The organism is Streptomyces chisholmiae (assembly GCF_031845445.1).
Taxonomy (GTDB): Bacteria; Actinomycetota; Actinomycetes; order Streptomycetales; family Streptomycetaceae; genus Streptomyces; species Streptomyces chisholmiae.
Window position 1 is genome coordinate 149,624 of record NZ_JAVREO010000013.1, and the last position, 16,795, is coordinate 166,418.

Genomic DNA, 16,795 nt, shown 5'->3' on the forward strand with positions numbered 1-16,795 from the left:
CAGCAGGTGGCAGCCTCATACCCCCCATGCAGCAACTGCCGTGTCGCGCGGAACGTTACCGTATCGCGATCAGACAACCACTTCGACGCTCTGCCCCGGCGGGCGGCCCGAGCCGCGTTCCGTGTCCAGCGCTGCCTGCAGGATCACCACGGCCGCGGCCTGGTCGATCCTGGAACGGCCCTTCTTCGCCGAGACGCCGGCCGCCCGCATGTCCCGGGTCGCGGCCACCGTGGACATCCGCTCGTCCACCAGCCGCACCGGCACCGGCGCCAGTTGACGGGCCAGCTCGGCGGCGAACGCCCGTACCCGGGTCGCCGCCGGGCCCTCCCGACCGTTCAACGAACGGGGGAGCCCGACGACGACCTCGATCGGCTCGTACTCGGCGACCAGCGCGGCCAGCCGCCGCCTGGCGACCGGCAGATCGCGCCCGGGGACGGTCTCCACCGGGGTCGCCAGCAGCCCGTCGGGGTCGCAGGAGGCGACCCCGATCCGGGCGTCCCCGACATCGACCGCCAGCCGCCTGCCGCGCCGCATCAGGCGGCGCCCGCGACCTGGCGCTCCACGGCGGCCAGCGCCTCGTCGATGGACTCCGGGTGCTGCCCGCCGCCCTGCGCCACGTCCGGCTTGCCGCCACCGCCGCCGCCCAGCGCCTTGGCGGCCACCCGCACCAGGTCACCGGCCTTCAACCCGCGTTCCCTGGCGGACTCGTTGGTGGCCACCACGGTCAGCGGGCGCCCGCCCGCCACCGTGAAGAGCGCGACCACGGCCGGGCGGTCGCCGGCGAGCCGGCCCCGCACGTCCAGCACCAGGCGCCGCAGGTCGTCCGCCGAGGTGCCGTCCGGCACCCGGCCGCTGGCCAGCGCCACCCCGCGCACGTCCCGGGCCCCACCGGCCAGCCCGGCGGCGGCCTGGAGCACCTTCTCGGCGCGGAACCGCTCGATCTCCTTCTCCGCGTCCTTCAGCCGGCCCAGCATCCCGGAGATCCGCTCGGGCAGCTCCTCCGGCCGGCCCTTGACCAGCTCGGTCAGCTGGGCGACCACCGTGTGCTCACGGGCCAGGAAGCGGTAGGCGTCGACGCCGACCAGCGCCTCGACCCGGCGCACCCCGGAGCCGATGGACGACTCCCCCAGCAGCTTGACCAGGCCCAGCTGGGCGGTGTTGTGGACGTGGGTGCCGCCGCACAGCTCCTTGGAGTAGTCCCCGATGGTGACCACCCGGACCCGGTCGCCGTACTTCTCACCGAACTCGGCGATGGCGCCCTGCTTCCTCGCCTCGTCCATCGACATCACCTCGGCGGTGACGTCGAGTTCGCGGCTGAGCACCTCGTTGATCTTCTGCTCGACGTCGGCGAGCACGCTGCCCGGCACGGCGGCCGGCGAGCCGAAGTCGAAGCGGAAGCGGCCCGGCGCGTTCTCCGAGCCGGCCTGGGCGGCGGTCGGGCCGAGCGCGTCGCGCAGCGCCTGGTGGGTGAGGTGGGTGGCGCTGTGCGCGCGGGCGATGGCGCGCCGCCGCCGCACGTCGATCTCGGTCTCCACCGCGGCGCCCACCGACACCTCGCCGACCAGCACCACGCCCTTGTGCGAGATCACCCCGGGCACCGGCTGCTGGACGTCCCGCACCTCGACCACGGCGCCGGCGTCGGTCCTGATCCGCCCGGTGTCGGCGAGCTGGCCGCCGCCCTCGGCGTAGAACGGGGTGCGGCTGAGCACGATCTCGACCTCGTCGCCCTCCACCGCGACCGGCGCGCTGGCCGCGTTCACCAGCAGGCCGACCACCGTGGACTCGCCGACGGTGCTGGTGTAGCCGATGAACTCGGAGGGGCCGGCGGCGTCGGCGAACTCGCGGTAGGCGGTGAGGTCGGCGTGGCCCTGCTTCTTGGCCCTGGCGTCGGCCTTGGCCCGCTCCCGCTGCTCCTTCATCAGCCGGCGGAAGCCGGCCTCGTCGACGCTCAGGCCCTGCTCGGCGGCCATCTCCAGGGTGAGATCGATCGGGAAGCCCCAGGTGTCGTGGAGCAGGAAGGCCTGCTCACCGGGGAGCACCCCGCCGCCGGCGGCCTTGGTCTCGGTGACCGCGGAGTCCAGGATGTTGGTGCCGGCCTTGAGGGTCTTGAGGAACGCGGCCTCCTCGGCCAGCGCCACCGTCTCGATCCGGCCCCGGTCGGTGCGCAGCTCCGGGTACTGCTCGCCCATGATGCCGATCACGGTGTCGACCAGCTCGCCGACCACCGGGCCCGTCGCGCCCAGCAGCCGCATGTTGCGGATGGCGCGGCGCATGATCCGGCGCAGCACGTAGCCGCGGCCCTCGTTGCCCGGGGTGACGCCGTCGCCGATCAGCATCACGGAGGTGCGCATGTGGTCGGCGACCACCCGCAGCGCCACGTCGCTCTCGTCGGCGGCGCCGTAGCTGACGTCGGTGAGGGCGGCGGCCTTGTCGATGACCACCCGGAGGGTGTCGGTCTCGAACATGTTGTGGACGTCCTGGAGGACCATCGACAGGCGCTCCAGGCCGAGCCCGGTGTCGATGTTCTGCGAGGGCAGGTCCCCGACGATCGGGTAGTCCTTGCCCTGGCCGGCGCCCCGCTCGTACTGCATGAACACCAGGTTCCACAGCTCGACGTAGCGCTCGTCGTTGACCTCGGGGCCGCCCTCGACGCCGAAGGCCGGGCCGCGGTCGTAGTTGATCTCCGAACACGGGCCGCACGGGCCGGGCACGCCCATGTCCCAGAAGTTGGGGCCCTTGCCCAGGCGCTGCACCCGCTCGGCGGGGAGGCCGACCTGCTCGGTCCAGATCCGGTAGGCCTCGTCGTCCTCCTCGTAGACGGTGATCCACAGCCGCTCCGGGTCCAGCCCGTAGCCGCCCTCGTCCTGGGAGGTGGTCATCAGCTCCCAGGCCAGGGTGATGGCCCGCTCCTTGAAGTAGTCCCCGAAGGAGAAGTTGCCGCACATCTGGAAGAACGTGCCGTGCCTGGTGGTCTTCCCGACCTCTTCGATGTCGGGGGTGCGCACGCACTTCTGGACGCTGACGGCGCGCTGGTAGGGCGGGGTGGCCTGGCCGAGGAAGTACGGCTTGAACGGCACCATGCCGGCCGGGACCAGCAACAGCGTCGGGTCGTCCGCGATCAGCGACGCCGAGGGCACCACGGCGTGGCCACGCTCCTCGAAGAAGCTCAGCCAGCGGCGGCGGATTTCAGCCGACTCCATCAGTGGTCCTCTTTTCCGGTCGATCGGGGCAGGGGTGCGGTGCGGTCGGAACGTTCGGTGGCGTCGGCCAGGGCCGGCTCGGCCGGCGTGGCCGGTTGGGCGGGTCGGGCCGGGGGCAGCGGGCGGCGGGGCGCGGCGGCGCGCACCACGCGCCCGGGCGGCGGGGCCGCCGACAGGCCGAGCGCGTCGTGCAGTTGGTCCTCCCGCTCGGCCATCCCGGAGCGCACGTCGACGGCGAACTCGCGGAGCCGGTGGCCGGTGGTCACCGCCCGGTCGGCGGCACGACCGGCGAGGCTCTCCGGGGTCAGCCGGCGCAGCTGGCGCTGGACCTTGGTGGTGGCCCAGACGCCCGCGACGGCGCCGGTGGTGAACCACAGGGCTCGGCGGATCATCGGCGATCGGTCCTTCCTCGGCGACGGCGGGGCCCGGGCACCACCCGGGGCGGTGGGGCGGGGGGCTCGGCGCGGCCACCCCGGCGGGCGAGCGCGCGGCGCACGCCGTAGCCGAAGGCCGCCACCTTCACCAGCGGGCCACCGAAGGTGCTGGCGACGGTGGTGGAGAGCGCGGAGGCGTTGGCGGTCACGTCCTGGACGTCCGAGGTGATGCTCTCCACCCGGTCCAGTTGGGACTGGGCGCTGCGCACCGTCTGGGACGCCTCGCCCAGCAGCGGCACCACCTGCTCGGTGACCGAGGTGACCAGCTCCGTCGCCGCCTGGAGCGTCCGGGCCAGCCGGTACAGCGCCACGGCGAGGAAGGAGACCAGGATCGCCCAGAAGACGGCCACCAGCAGGCCGGCCACTTCGCCACCGGACACGAACGCACCGCTTCCCTCGGATGGGTAGTTTCGCCGTCACGGGATCGACGGCCGGCCGGCCTCGACCAGCCGGGACGGCGCCTCCCACCCCGCGCTACGGCAGGTCCCGACCTTATCGCGCTCCCGGCGCGGGCTCGTACCGCATTCCTCCGCGTCTGCCAAGAGGGACCCGTGACAATTGTACGTTCTGCTTACCTAAGCGTACGCTGCGTGTCTTATGCGAGGCTTTCAGGGGTCCGAGCCTCCGGCTCGGAAGACGGCCCGGGGGACCCAGCCGGGCGGGTGCCGCGCCGGCAACCTTCCCACGGAGCTGACCAGGTTCATCGGTCGCAGCGCCGAAGTCAGCGCGCTCACCTCGGCGTTGACCGAGGAGCGGCTGGTCACCGTCACCGGGGTGGGCGGCGTGGGGAAGTCCCGCTGCGCGCTGCAGGCGGCACGCCTGTTGAAGGAACGCTTCTGCGACGGGGTCTGGCTGGTCGAGCTGGCCGGCCTGCGGGACCCGGAGTTGCTGGAGCACGCGGTGGTCGAGGCGCTGGAGGTGACCGACCAGTCCGGCCGGCCACCGGTCACGGTGCTCCTCGAACAGCTCGCCGGGCGCCGGACGTTGCTGGTGCTGGACGGGGTCGAGCACCTGGTGGAGCCGACCGCCGCGCTGGTGCACGAGCTGCTCCGCCGGCTGCCCGGACTGCGGGTGCTGGCCACCGGCCGGCGGCCGTTGGGCATCGTCGGCGAGCGGCTCTACCCGCTGGCCCCGATGACCGCGCCAGGACCGGCCAGCCACGAGCCGGCGCTGGCGCCGCTCGGCGAGGCCGCCTGGCTCTTCGCCGACCGGGCCGCCGCCGTGCTGCCCGGCTTCACCATCACCCAGGAGAACCGCCGGGTGGTCGCCGAGCTGTGCCACCGGCTGGACGGCATCCCGCTGGCCCTCGAACTGGCCGCCGGCCGGCTGCGCACCCTCTCCCTGGAGCAGACCCTGCAACGGCTGGACGACCGGTTCCGGCTGCTGGTCGGCGGCGGGGCCGGCGCGCCGCCGCAACACCAGACGCTGCGCACCGCGATGGGCTGGAGCCACGAGCTGTGCACCGCGCAGCAGCGGCTGCTGTGGGCCCGACTGTCGGTCTTCGCCGGCCACTTCGACCTGGAGGCGGCCGAGTACGTCTGCTCGGGCCCCGACCTGTCGGCCGACGAGGTGCTGGACGTGCTGACCGAGCTGGTGGCGCAGTCCGTGGTCAGCCGGGAGGAGGCGGCCTCCGGCGTGCGGTACCGGATACTCGACACCGTCCGGGCCTACGGCGCCGACTGGCTGGCCGCCACCGGGGACACCGACCGGCTTCGGCGACGGCACCGCGACTGGTGCACCGGCCTGGTCACCTGGTGCGAGCTGGAGTGGTTCAGCCCGCGGCAGTTCGAGGTGGCCCGCCGGGTGCACGACGAACTGCCCAACCTGCGGGCCGCGTTCGAGTACGCGCTGGAGGAGGACGAGGACGCCAGGTTCGGCCTCTACCTGGCGGCCACGCTGTGGTTCTGCTGGGTGGCCTGCGGCCGGCTCGCGGAGGGGCGGCACTGGCTGGACCGGGCGCTGGCGCTGGGCACCGACCACGAGGACACCCGGCTGCGGGCCCTGTGGGCGATGGGCTACGTCGCGGTCCTGCAGGGCGACACGGTGGCGGCGCTGACCGCGCTGCACGAGTGCCGGCAGGCCGCCGAGCGCACCGGGAACGCCCGGGCGGTCGCCTACTCGCTGCACCACAGCGGGTGCCTGGCGCTGATCAACGACGAGACGGACCAGGCCGAGGAGCTGCTGCGGGCCTCCCTCGACCGGTACGAGGAGATCGGCGAGCTCAACAGCAACGTGCTGATGGGGCGCGTGGAGCTGGCGATGGCGCTGGCCTTCAAGGGCGACCTCGACGGGGCCGTCGCGCTCTGCGCCGAGGTGCGGGACGTCTGCGAGGAGCACGGCGAGCAGTGGGCCCGCTCGTACGCGCTGCACGTGCTGGGGTTCGCGGCCTGGAGCGAGGGGGACACCGCCAGGGCCCGGCGCATCCTGGAGGAGTCGCTGCCGGTCAACTACGCGTTCCGGGACCTGGTCGGCACGGTCTTCGCCCTGGAGCTGCTGGCCGGCATCACCGCCAGCGAGGGCGACGCGGCCGAGGCGGCGGTGCTCCAGGGGGCGGCGGCCCGGCTGTGGCGCTCGGTGGGGATGCCGCTCTTCGGCTCCGAGTACTTCAACGACCCGCACAACCGCAGCGCGCTCCAGGTGGTGGAGCGGCTGGGCAAGGCGCGGTTCCGCGAGTGCCTGCGGGAGGGCGAGCGGCTGGACACCGACGCGGCGGTGGCCAGGGCGCTGCGCTCGCGGGGCGGCCCGTCGGCCGCCCCGCACGCCGCGTTGGCTGGTCCACCGCAGCCGCCCTGGGCCGGGCGGGGCGCCGCCCAGGAGTGAGCCGCGCCCCGCGACTCAGCGGGCGTAGTACTCGACGACCAGCTGCTCGTCGCAGATGACCGGGATCTCGGACCGGTTGGGGTTGCGGTCCAGCCGGAACGCCAGCGCCGGCAGGTTGACCTCCAGGTAGCGGGGGGTCTCGCCGTCGCCGGCGTAGCCACCCTCGCGGGCCACCTGGAACGGGTACTTGTCCCGGCTGCGCTCGCGGACGCTGATCACGTCGTCCGGGGTGACCCGGAACGAGGGCTTGTCGACCTTGCGGCCGTTGACCGCGATGTGGCCGTGCACCACCATCTGGCGGGCCTGGTAGATGGTGCGCGCGAGACCGGAGCGCAGCACCAGGGCGTCCAGGCGACGCTCCAGCTCGATGATCAGCGCCTCGCCGGCCTTGCCGGTGACCTTCTTGGCGCGGTCGTAGGCCCGCACCATCTGGCGCTCGCTGATGTCGTACTGGGCGCGCAGTCGCTGCTTCTCCAGGAGGCGGACCTTGTAGTCACTGGTCTGCTTGCGGCCACGCCCGTGCTCACCCGGAGGATAGGGGCGCTTCTCGAAGTACTTGACCGCCTTCGGGGTGAGCGCGATGCCGAGTGCCCTCGACTTCTTGACCTTGGGACGCGACTGGTTCACGTTGAACGGACCTCCGTAGTAAGTTAGGTGAGCCTTACCTTAGCTGAGGAGCGCGCATGATTCGACCTGGGAGCCCCCTGCCCGACACCGAGAACCGGAGCCGGGAGGCGGGCCAGCCGCGTCCCACGGAGGAAGCCCAACAGCCTACGGCCGCCGAGCGGGTGCGCACCCTGGTGGAGTCGAACGCCTCGGCCACGCTCACCATTCCGGGAACCGAGCGGGATACCTTCGACAACCCCGTCCCCAGTGTGCCGGAAGCCCGAGCGGTCACCCCACGCGGGGATGTCCTTCTGCTGGTGCCCGCGGACTCGTTGGCTGGGCGTACAGCGGCCCACGCCCTGCACGACGAGGTCACCGCGGTGATGGAAATCACAGATGTCGCGCCCGTTTCGGTGCCGCAACGCATCCGTGGCCGCGCCTGGGTGGCCGGCTGGCTGACCGCCGTGCCCGCCGAGGAGAGCGGCGCCTCCCGCCGGCTGCTCGCCAGGGCCCACCCGGCCGGCCCGACGCCGGGCCCGGGCTGGACCCTGCTGCGGCTGGAGGTCGGCGAGGCGTACACCGACGACCTGTGGGGCGAGGCGCACGTCGAGCCGGACGAGTTCGCCACCGCCGAGGCCGACCCGCTGGCCCGGCACGAGGCCGAGCTGCTGCAACACCTGGCCGCCAGCCACCAGGAGCAACTCCGCTCGCTGTGCCGGCTGATGGCCGGTGAGCTGGGCGACTGCGAGCAGCCGGAGCGGATCGCGCCGCTCGGCCTGGACCGCTTCGGCCTGCGGCTGCGCTGCCGCACCGCCGCCTCCTGCTTCGACGCCCGCTTCGACTTCCCCGAGCCGGTCCACGACGTCGCCCAACTCCGGCGCGCCATGCGCTGGCTCTTCGAGTCGGCCGCCGAGCACGACTGAGCCGGCCGGCGGCCGGCGCGGGAGCCCCGCCGGCCGGGGCCGGTTCGAACGCCCGGGCCGGCGGCACGCGACCGGGCCGGCCCGGCCTCCTGTTCACCGCCAGCACGCGGCCGGCCCCGGGGTCGGCGCGGCACCGGGCCAGTCGGTGACCGGAGGCCGCCCGCCTCGCGGGCCGCCGAGGCCGGCCGCCCGACCGGCGGGACCGAGCCCGCCTCGCCGTCCGTCGAAGGCCGGCTGGCGGCCCTGAACGGCCGCTGCGCCGACGTCGCGCGTGCCCGCCACGCACGGCGAACCCGCCGTTGACCGGCGCCCCGCGGGGTGGGGCGGGGCGCCGAAGGAACGGGCCAGCCGCGAGGGCCGAGCCACCACGCCGAGGCCCATGGCCCACCCGCGACCCCAACAGGGCCGCCCCGGCCTCGCGTTGACGGCCGGCACGAGGCCGGCCCCGGATGTCGCCGCGACGGCAGGCCGGTCAGTGACCAGTGCCCGCCCGGGCGGGCCGTACCGCACGGGCGTGGACGCCGGTGCCCGGCCGGCCGGTGAGGCTGAGGCCCTGGCCGGCCTTGGCGCCGGGCGTCGGTGCGGCCCCAGGCATGAGAGGGGCACGGACCGGCACCGGCCCCGCGTCAGCCGGGGGCCGGGCGGTCGGTGAGACGTTCGCGGACGCGTTCGAGGACCTCCGCGTAGCGGGCCTCCGCGCCGTGCCGGGTGGGCTGGTAGTACCGCTTGCCGTCCACCGCGTCCGGCGCGTACTGCTGGGCGGCGATGCCGCCCGGCAGGTCGTGCGGGTACTGATAGCCCTCGCCGTGGCCCAGCTTCTGGGCGCCCTTGTAGTGGCTGTCCCGAAGATGGCCGGGGACCGGGCCGGCGAGGCCGGCCCGGACGTCGGCCTGGGCGGCGAAGATCGCCGTCACCGCGGCGTTGGACTTCGGCGCCAGGGCCAGCGCGATGGTGGCGTGGCTCAGGGTGATCGCCGCCTCGGGGAAGCCGATCAGGGCCACCGCCTGCGCGGCGGCCACCGCCGTCGGCAGAGCCGTCGGATCGGCCAGGCCGATGTCCTCGCTGGCCGAGATCATCAGCCGGCGGGCGATGAACCGCGGGTCCTCCCCCGCCTCCACCATCCGCGCCAGGTAGTGCAGCGCGGCGTCCACGTCCGAACCCCTGATGGACTTGATCAACGCGCTCGCCACGTCGTAGTGCTGGTCGCCCTCCCGGTCGTACGCGACGGCCGCCCGGTCGACCGCCGACTCCAGCGTGCTCAGGGAGATCTCCGCCTGCCCCTCGGCCAACGCGGCGCCGGCGCCCGCCTCCAGCGCGGTCAGCGCCCGGCGCGCGTCGCCGCCCGCGATCCGCAACAGGTGCGCCTCCGTCTCCGCCGGGAGCGCCACCGCGCCGCCGAGCCCGCGCTCGTCGGCCACCGCGCGGCGCAGCAGCCCACGCAGATCGTCCTCCGTGAGCGGCTCCAGGGTGAGCAGCAGCGAGCGGGAGAGCAGCGGGGAGATCACCGAGAAGTACGGGTTCTCCGTGGTGGCGGCGATCAGCGTGACCCAGCGGTTCTCCACGGCGGGGAGCAGCGAGTCCTGCTGGGCCTTGCTGAAGCGGTGGATCTCGTCGAGGAAGAGGACCGTCTCCCGGCCGAAGCCCCCGGAGCTGCGGCGGGCGCCGTCGATCACCGCCCGCACCTCCTTCACCCCGGCGGTGATGGCGGACAGCTCGACGAAGCGCTTCTCCGTGGCCCGGCTGACCACATGGGCCAGCGTCGTCTTGCCGGTGCCCGGCGGGCCCCAGAGGATCACCGAGGACGGGCCGGCCGGCCCGCCGGAGCCCTCACCCACCAGGCGGCGCAACGGGGAGCCGGGACCCAGCAGATGACGCTGGCCCAGCACCTCGTCCAGGCCGCGCGGACGCATCCGGACGGCGAGGGGACGGGCGGTCGGGTCCTTCTCGGCGCGCTCCTCGGCGGCGGCCGTGAACAGATCGTGCTCCACAACCCCCGACCCTAAGGCACCCCTCTGACAGCGGGCCGGGGAGCGCCCTCCGCCCGGATCAGGCGGCCGGGCTCAGCTGACCCAGAAGTCCCACCAGCGGGTCAGGACCACCATCCCGATCACGCCGATGTGCAGCGCGGGAAAGAGCCAGTGGAACTCCTCCAGGACGTTCTTCAGGCCGCGCGGGGCGGGCAGGAAGCCGTTGCGGACGTTGTGCAGCGTGGTGTACCAGAACATCAGGATGGTGGCGACCCAGGCCAGGCTGCACCACAGGCAGAGGGCGTTGATGTTGACGAACGACTGGTACTGGAGCCAGGTGCAGAAGACGACGCCGAAGGTCGTGCCGGCCTGGAGCCCGAGCCAGAACCAGCGGCGGTACCTGGCGCCGGCCAGCAGGCCCATGCCGATGGCGATCACCACCGGGTAGGTGGCCATGCCCAGCATCGGGTTGGGGAAGCCGAACGCCTCCGCCTGGTCGCTCTCCATGATGGAACCGCAGGAGATCACCGGGTTGAGGCTGCACGCGGGCGTGAAGTCCGGGTCCTCGAGCAGGTGGAACTTGTCCAGCGTGATGACCCAGGCGGCCAGCAGGCCGGCGAAGCCGGTGATCACCAGGAGCAGGGCGAAGGCACGCCCCGCGCCCACCGGGCCATCCGACTCACCGCCCCGCGGGGAGCCGTCGTCCGCGCGCACCTCGTCCACCGCCGCGTCTGCCGCCGCGTCTGTCGCCATGTCGCCCCATCCACTCCGTCCCGGCCAAGGGTCCACCATTCTGTACCAGTCAACCGGACCCGATGTAAGGCCGCCGTCAAAGTCAACGGTCGATCGCGCCAGTTCAGGGGCGGTACGCCCCGCTACGGACCGAAAGGCGCGGCCGGCGGAAATCCCCTGCGGGGATGACGGGCACGGCCCGAGGTTGACCCGGGCCGGCGCCCGGCGGGCTCAGAGCCCGCGCCGGGGCGTGCCGATCCCGCCGGCCGCCCCGGGATCGGCCGCCAGCTGCCGCAGGAACGGGTTGCCGGCGCGCTCCCGGCCGATGGTGGTCTGCGGGCCGTGCCCGGAGAGCACCACGGTGGGGTCGGCCAGCGGCAGGCAGACCCGGGCCAGCGAGCGCAGGATCTCCGCGGAGTCCCCGCCGGGCAGGTCGGTGCGGCCGATCGAGCCGGCGAAGAGCAGGTCACCGGAGAACAACACGGGCGGCACGTCGGCCAGCTCCGGGGTGTGGAAGGTCACCGAGCCCGGGGTGTGCCCGGGGGCGTGCGCCACCGTGAACTCCAGCCCGGCCAGCGACAGGGTGGCGCCGTCGGTCAGCTCCAGCAGGTCGTCCGGCTCGCCGATGGTCAGCTCGCCCATGAGCTGCTCGCCGATCTGGGCGCCGAGCGCCTTCTCCGGGTCGGCGAGCATGTAGCGGTCCCGCGGGTGGATCCAGGCCGGCACGTCGTGCGCCCCGCAGACCGGGACGACCGAGGCGACATGATCGATGTGGCCGTGGGTGAGAATAACCGCGGTGGGCTTGAGCCGGTGGCGGGCGATGGTCTCCTCGACGCCGGGCGCCGCGCGGTGCCCCGGGTCGATGATCACGCACTCCTCGCCGGCGGCGGGGGCGACCAGGTAGCAGTTGGTCCCCCAGGCGCCGGAGGGGAAGCCTGCGATGAGCACGGGGGCGTCCTTCGCTGGGTCGTCGGGCGGTGGGACGAAGAGCCTACCGGCGGCGGTCCGCGACCGGCGAACCCCGTATACGGTGACGCCACGCACGCGGTGCGCGGGTGCGCCGACGTGTTCTGTCGAAGCGTTGTTGAAGCGTTGCAGTTGCGTTGAAGTGTTCCGTTGAACTGTTCCGGTGGAGCAAAGGAGAGCGCGGTGTCCAGCAAGGAGCGACGGCGCAAGGAACTCGTCCGGGCCAAGGTCGAACGCCAGGCACGGCGGCGGGCCGAGCGGCACCGAAGGCGGCAGCGGGTGCGGATCCTGCTGGCGGTGGCCGCGGTGCTGGTGCTGGCCGGCGGCGGCACGGCCTGGGCACTGTGGCTCAACGACGACGACTCGTCGGACACCGCGGCGGCGTCGACCGACGAGCCGACGGAGGAAGCGCCCGTCGAGGAGCCGGTCGAGGACCCCTGCGCGGCCCCGGCGGAGGGCTCGCCCTCGGGCGACCAGTGGGACGCCGAGCCGGAGTTGACGGTGGACACCGAGACGCCGCAGCTGATGCGGCTCGCCACCACCTGCGGCGACATCGAGCTGACCCTGGACCCGGCGGCCGCCCCGCGCACCGTGAACTCGTTCGCCTTCCTGGCCGGCGAGGGCTACCTGGACCACACCCCCTGCCACCGGCTGACCACCGAGGGTATCTACGTGCTGCAGTGCGGCGATCCGACCGGCACCGGTCAGGGTGGCCCCGGCTACCAGCTGCCGGACGAGAACCTGGACGCCCCCGAGGTCGCCGAGGGCGTCTACCCGGCGGGCACGGTGGCGATGGCCAACAGCGGTCCCGACACCGGCGGCAGCCAGTTCTTCCTGGTTTACCAGGACAGTCAACTGCCCGCCGACTACACGCCGTTCGGGCAGATCACCGCCGGGTTCGACGTGTTGGAGACGATCGCCGGGGCGGGTTCCGCCGCGCCGGACCCGACCAGCGGGAACACCGCGCCCAACGCCACCGTGGTGATCAACGAGGCGACAGTGGAGCCGGCCGCCTGATCTTCCCTGGCCAGGCCAGCGGCAATTTCCGCCCGGCAAGGTGCGGACAGCCGGGCGGGCTGTCGCCTATGTTTGGGCCTGTGCGGGGCCCGGCGCTTGGGTGCGCGGGCCCGGCAGCCGGTGTGGCCGGTTTGAGAACTGTGGACGATGCCGGGGGTGTTGACCCCGTCGCGCATCAAACGAGGAGGCGCTGTGAGCGGCGAGCCCTGGGGCCGTGTTGATGAGTCGGGCACCGTCTACGTGCGGACGGCGGACGGAGAAAAGGTCGTCGGCTCCTGGCAGGCGGGCTCTCCCGACGAGGCGCTCGCCTACTTCGAGCGCAAATACGAGGGCCTGGTGGTCGAGATCGGTCTGCTGGAGCGGCGCGTACGCACCACCGACCTCTCGGCCAAGGACGCCACGGCGGCTATCGACGCCCTGCGGGCGCAGGTGGAGGAGGGCCACGCGGTCGGCGACCTGGCCGCGTTGGTGACCCGGCTCGACGCGCTGGTGGCGACGGTGGAGTCGCGGCGCGAGGAGCGCAAGGCGGCCAGGGCCCGGCAGACGGAGGAGGCCAGGACCGCCAAGGAGGCGCTGGTCGCCGAGGCCGAGGAGCTGGCCGGCAGCGACCAGTGGCGGTCGGCCGGCGAGCGGCTGCGCGCCCTGGTCGACACCTGGAAGGGGCTGCCCCGGCTCGACCGGAAGACCGACGACGAGCTGTGGCAGCGCTTCTCGCACGCCCGTTCCGCGTTCTCCAAGCGGCGCAAGTCGCACTTCGCCGCCCTCGACGCACAGCGTGAGGAGACCAGGCGCCGCAAGGAGAAGCTGATCGGCGAGGCGGAGTCGCTCTCCCACTCCACCGACTGGGGCCCCACGGCGGCCCGTTACCGCGACCTGATGCGGGAGTGGAAGGCCGCCGGCCGGGCGCACCGGGACGCCGAGGAGGACCTGTGGGCCAGGTTCCGGGCCGCGCAGGACGTCTTCTTCCAGGCCAGGGGCGCCGTCTTCGCCGAGCGTGACTCCGAGCAGCGGGAGAACCTGGAGCGCAAGGAGGAGTTGGCGGCCGAGGCGGAGAAGCTGCTGCCGATCACCGACCTCAAGGCGGCCAAGGCCGCGCTGCGGGCCCTCGGGGAGCGCTGGGAGACGATCGGGCACGTGCCGCGGGACGCCAGGGCCGGGGTCGAGGGCCGGATGCAGGCGGTGGAGCGGGCCGTGCGGGAGGCCGAGGACGCCGAGTGGCGGCGGTCCAACCCCGAGGCCAGGGCCCGGGCCGCCGGCCTGACCGGGCAGTTGCAGGAGGCCGTCGACCGGCTGCGGGAGCAGGCGGAGAAGGCCAGGGCCGCGGGCAACACCGCCAAGGCGGAGAAGCTGGAGCGGGAGTTGGCCGGCCGCCAGGCGCTGCTGGACCAGGCGCTCAAGGGCCTCCAGGAGTTCGGTGGTTGACCCCTGACCCCTGCCCCCTCAACCCCGGGCCTGACCCGTCGGTAGGGCCGGGGCGGCGTACCAGCGGCGGCGGCCGGGAGGACGACATCCTCCCGGCCGCCGTCGTCGTCGTGGCCGGGCCGCCGCCGGCCGGCGCTCAGGGCCGGCGCGGCGACGTGATCCGGTAGACGTCGTACACGCCCTCCACCCGGCGCACCGCCCGCAGCACGTGCCCCAGGTGCTTGGGGTCCCCCATCTCGAAGGTGAACCGCGAGGTCGCCACCCGGTCCCTGGAGGTCTGCACCGCCGCCGACAGGATGTTGACGTGCTGGTCGGAGAGGACCCGGGTGACGTCGGAGAGCAGCCGGGACCGGTCCAGCGCCTCGACCTGGATGGCGACCAGGAAGACCGAGGACTGGGTGGGCGCCCACTCGACCTTCAGGATGCGCTCCGGCTCCCGGGAGAGCGAGTCCACGTTGACGCAGTCCGCGCGGTGCACGGAGACACCGTTGCCCCGGGTGACGAAGCCGATGATCGGGTCGCCGGGGACCGGCGTGCAGCAGCGGGCCAGCTTGACCCAGACGTCGTCCACGCCCTTGACCACGACGCCCGGGTCGGCGGCCGAGCGGCGCCGGGCGCCGGCCGGCACCGGGGGCGCGGTCTCGGAGAGGTCCTCGTTGGCCGCGTCCTCGCCGCCCACCGCCTGGACCAGCTTCTGTACCACGCTCTGCGCGGACATGTGGCCCTCGCCGATGGCCGCGTAGAGCGAGGAGATGTCCGGGTAGCGCATCTCGTGCGCCAGGGTGACCAGCGAGTCACCGGTGAGCACGCTCTGGATCGGCAGGTTCTGCTTGCGCATCGCGCGGGCGATGAGGTCCTTGCCCTGCTCGATGGCCTCGTCCCGGCGCTCCTTGGAGAACCAGCCGCGGATCTTGTTGCGCGCCCGGGGCGACTTGACGAAGCCCAGCCAGTCCCGGGACGGGCCGGCGCCGTCGGCCTTGGAGGTGAAGATCTCCACCGTGTCGCCGTTGTCCAACGTGGACTCCAGCGGCACCAGCCGGCCGTTGACCTTGGCGCCTATGGTGCGGTGGCCGACCTCGGTGTGCACCGCGTAGGCGAAGTCGACCGGGGTCGCGCCGGCGGGCAGCGCGATCACGTCGCCGGTCGGGGTGAAGACGAAGACCTCGTTGCGGGAGAGGTCGAAGCGCAGCGACTCCAGGAACTCGCCCGGGTCCTCCGTCTCCTTCTGCCAGTCCAGCAGCTGCCGCAGCCAGGCCATGTCGTTGACGGTGCCGCTCTTGTCGCCTGAGCGTTTGGGGCTGTCGGTGCGGACCTTGGAGGAGCCGGCGACGGCCTGCTGCTTGTACTTCCAGTGCGCGGCGATGCCGAACTCGGCCCGCCGGTGCATGTCGAAGGTGCGGATCTGCAGCTCGACGGGCTTGCCGCCCGGTCCTATCACCGTGGTGTGCAGGGACTGGTACATGTTGAACTTGGGCATCGCGATGTAGTCCTTGAACCGCCCCGGCACCGGGTTCCACCGGGCGTGCACGGTGCCCAGCGCGGCGTAGCAGTCCCGCACGGTGTCCACCAGGACCCGGATGCCCACCAGGTCGTAGATCTCGGCGAAGTCCCGGCCCCGCACGATCATCTTCTGGTAGACGCTGTAGTAGTGCTTGGGCCGGCCGGTGACGGTGGCCTTGATCCGGGCGCCCCGGAGGTCGGCCTGGACCTCGTCGATCACCGTCGCCAGGTACTCGTCCCGCTTGGGCGCGCGCTCGGCGACCAGCCGCACGATCTCGTCGTACATCTTGGGGTAGAGGATGGCGAAGGCCAGGTCCTCCAGCTCCCACTTGATGGTGTTCATGCCCAGCCGGTGCGCCAGCGGGGCGTAGATCTCCAGCGTCTCCCTGGCCTTCTGCTCCTGCTTCTCCCGCTTCAGGAAGCGCATGGTCCGCATGTTGTGCAGCCGGTCGGCGAGCTTGATGACCAGGACCCGCGGGTCCTTGGCCATCGCCACCACCATCTTGCGGACCGTCTCGGCCTGGGCCGCCTCACCGAACTTGACCTTGTCCAGCTTGGTGACGCCGTCCACCAGCAGCGCCACCTGGTCGCCGAAGTCCCGCCGCAGGGTCTCCAGGCCGTACTCGGTGTCCTCGACCGTGTCGTGCAGCAGCCCGGCCATCAGCGTCGCCGGGTCCATGCCCAGCTCGGCCAGGATGGTGGTGACCGCCAGCGGGTGGGTGATGTACGGATCGCCGCTCTTGCGCTTCTGGCCGCGGTGCCAGCGCTCGGCGACCTGGAAGGCCCGCTCGATGCTGCGCAGCACCGCCGTGTCGGCCTTCGGGTCGTTGGCGCGCACCACCCGCAGCAGCGGCTCAAGCACCGGGTTGTACGGCGTGGAGCGCTGCACACCGAGCCGGGCCAGCCGGGCCCGGACGCGGTTGGACGAGCCCGAACGGCCGGACACGCCGGAGACCGCCGGGGTGTTCTGCGCGGCGGCGGGGGCGGGGGCCTGCTCCTCGGCGCCGCCGTCTCGCCACAGGGCGGTGGCCGGCTTGCTGTTCTTCCGCTGCGCTGAGGTGAGCGGCTGGGCGTCGTCGGGCAAGGGCACTCCTTGTGCGGCCCCTCACCGGCGCCTGGACGGAGACGGCGAGGAGGACGGTCCTTGGGGGCTCCCGGACGCGCTGGGCCCGGCGAGAAGTCCGGCCGAGGAACGATCGGACTGCCAT

At 73.2% G+C, this 16,795-nt stretch carries 13 protein-coding genes; 4 read left to right on the top strand and 9 right to left on the bottom strand.

The features are described from left to right. Positions 1 to 69 precede the first annotated feature (69 nt). From ruvX to RM844_RS21690, 4 genes are read right to left on the bottom strand one after another with little or no spacing between them, the layout of a single operon-like run. Positions 70 to 534, bottom strand: a complete 465-nt coding sequence (ruvX, locus tag RM844_RS21675; RefSeq protein ID WP_311668986.1) for a Holliday junction resolvase RuvX — start codon at positions 532 to 534, stop codon at positions 70 to 72. After that, on the bottom strand, positions 534 to 3,200 hold the full coding sequence (alaS, locus tag RM844_RS21680; RefSeq protein WP_311668987.1) for an alanine--tRNA ligase: 2,667 nt from the start codon (positions 3,198 to 3,200) through the stop codon (positions 534 to 536). The genes ruvX and alaS overlap by 1 nt, the downstream gene beginning before the upstream one ends. Next, a complete protein-coding gene (locus RM844_RS21685; protein WP_311668988.1) occupies positions 3,200 to 3,592 on the bottom strand; it encodes a DUF6167 family protein in 393 nt (130 codons plus the stop codon). Before RM844_RS21685 ends, alaS begins: the two co-directional genes overlap by 1 nt. Continuing rightward, the gene (locus tag RM844_RS21690; RefSeq protein ID WP_311668989.1) at positions 3,589 to 4,014 is read right to left on the bottom strand and encodes a DUF948 domain-containing protein; all 426 of its coding nucleotides are present in this window, start codon (positions 4,012 to 4,014) and stop codon (positions 3,589 to 3,591) included. The genes RM844_RS21685 and RM844_RS21690 overlap by 4 nt, the downstream gene beginning before the upstream one ends. Before the next feature lie 217 nt (positions 4,015 to 4,231). On the opposite strand from RM844_RS21690, the gene RM844_RS21695 reads away from it, so the two are divergent. Continuing rightward, positions 4,232 to 6,454, top strand: a complete 2,223-nt coding sequence (locus tag RM844_RS21695; RefSeq protein ID WP_311668990.1) for an ATP-binding protein — start codon at positions 4,232 to 4,234, stop codon at positions 6,452 to 6,454. A gap of 15 nt (positions 6,455 to 6,469) precedes the next feature. On the opposite strand, the gene rpsD is transcribed toward RM844_RS21695, so the two are convergent. Beyond that, positions 6,470 to 7,081, bottom strand: coding sequence for a 30S ribosomal protein S4 (gene rpsD / locus RM844_RS21700; RefSeq protein WP_311668991.1), 612 nt, complete (start codon positions 7,079 to 7,081; stop codon positions 6,470 to 6,472). Positions 7,082 to 7,137: 56 nt separating this feature from the next. On the opposite strand from rpsD, the gene RM844_RS21705 reads away from it, so the two are divergent. After that, complete coding sequence (locus RM844_RS21705; RefSeq protein WP_311668992.1) at positions 7,138 to 7,983, top strand: DUF2470 domain-containing protein; 846 nt, start codon at positions 7,138 to 7,140, stop codon at positions 7,981 to 7,983. Between the two features lie 626 nt (positions 7,984 to 8,609). Here the strand turns inward: RM844_RS21705 and RM844_RS21710 are convergent. The 3 genes from RM844_RS21710 to RM844_RS21720 all read right to left on the bottom strand — a co-directional run bounded on the left by RM844_RS21710 (position 8,610) and on the right by RM844_RS21720 (position 11,630). Further along, the gene (locus RM844_RS21710) at positions 8,610 to 9,971 is read right to left on the bottom strand and encodes a replication-associated recombination protein A (protein WP_311668993.1); all 1,362 of its coding nucleotides are present in this window, start codon (positions 9,969 to 9,971) and stop codon (positions 8,610 to 8,612) included. A 72-nt stretch (positions 9,972 to 10,043) separates the two neighbouring features. Then, a complete protein-coding gene (locus RM844_RS21715; protein ID WP_311668994.1) occupies positions 10,044 to 10,703 on the bottom strand; it encodes a vitamin K epoxide reductase family protein in 660 nt (219 codons plus the stop codon). A gap of 210 nt (positions 10,704 to 10,913) precedes the next feature. Beyond that, positions 10,914 to 11,630, bottom strand: a complete 717-nt coding sequence (locus tag RM844_RS21720; RefSeq protein ID WP_311668995.1) for an MBL fold metallo-hydrolase — start codon at positions 11,628 to 11,630, stop codon at positions 10,914 to 10,916. 201 nt (positions 11,631 to 11,831) lie between these two features. Here RM844_RS21720 and RM844_RS21725 point away from each other — a divergent pair, with 201 nt between their 5' ends. Together RM844_RS21725 and RM844_RS21730 are read left to right on the top strand one after the other, a co-directional pair. Further along, on the top strand, positions 11,832 to 12,665 hold the full coding sequence (locus RM844_RS21725) for a peptidylprolyl isomerase (protein WP_311668996.1): 834 nt from the start codon (positions 11,832 to 11,834) through the stop codon (positions 12,663 to 12,665). Between the two features lie 192 nt (positions 12,666 to 12,857). Then, positions 12,858 to 14,087, top strand: coding sequence for a DUF349 domain-containing protein (locus tag RM844_RS21730; RefSeq protein WP_311668997.1), 1,230 nt, complete (start codon positions 12,858 to 12,860; stop codon positions 14,085 to 14,087). Positions 14,088 to 14,223: 136 nt separating this feature from the next. Here the strand turns inward: RM844_RS21730 and RM844_RS21735 are convergent, their stop codons facing one another. Continuing rightward, positions 14,224 to 16,671 (bottom strand): RelA/SpoT family protein, encoded by a 2,448-nt coding sequence (locus RM844_RS21735; protein ID WP_311668998.1) that lies wholly within the window; start codon positions 16,669 to 16,671, stop codon positions 14,224 to 14,226. Positions 16,672 to 16,795 lie beyond the last annotated feature (124 nt).

Coding starts and splice junctions, on each gene's coding strand:
- alaS (WP_311668987.1), bottom strand. CDS start 3,200: ATGGAGTCGGCTGAAATCCGCCGCCGCTGGCTGAGCTTCTTCGAGGAG.
- ruvX (WP_311668986.1), bottom strand. CDS start 534: ATGCGGCGCGGCAGGCGGCTGGCGGTCGATGTCGGGGACGCCCGGATC.
- RM844_RS21685 (WP_311668988.1), bottom strand. CDS start 3,592: ATGATCCGCCGAGCCCTGTGGTTCACCACCGGCGCCGTCGCGGGCGTC.
- RM844_RS21705 (WP_311668992.1), top strand. CDS start 7,138: ATGATTCGACCTGGGAGCCCCCTGCCCGACACCGAGAACCGGAGCCGG.
- RM844_RS21695 (WP_311668990.1), top strand. CDS start 4,232: ATGCGAGGCTTTCAGGGGTCCGAGCCTCCGGCTCGGAAGACGGCCCGG.
- RM844_RS21715 (WP_311668994.1), bottom strand. CDS start 10,703: ATGGCGACAGACGCGGCGGCAGACGCGGCGGTGGACGAGGTGCGCGCG.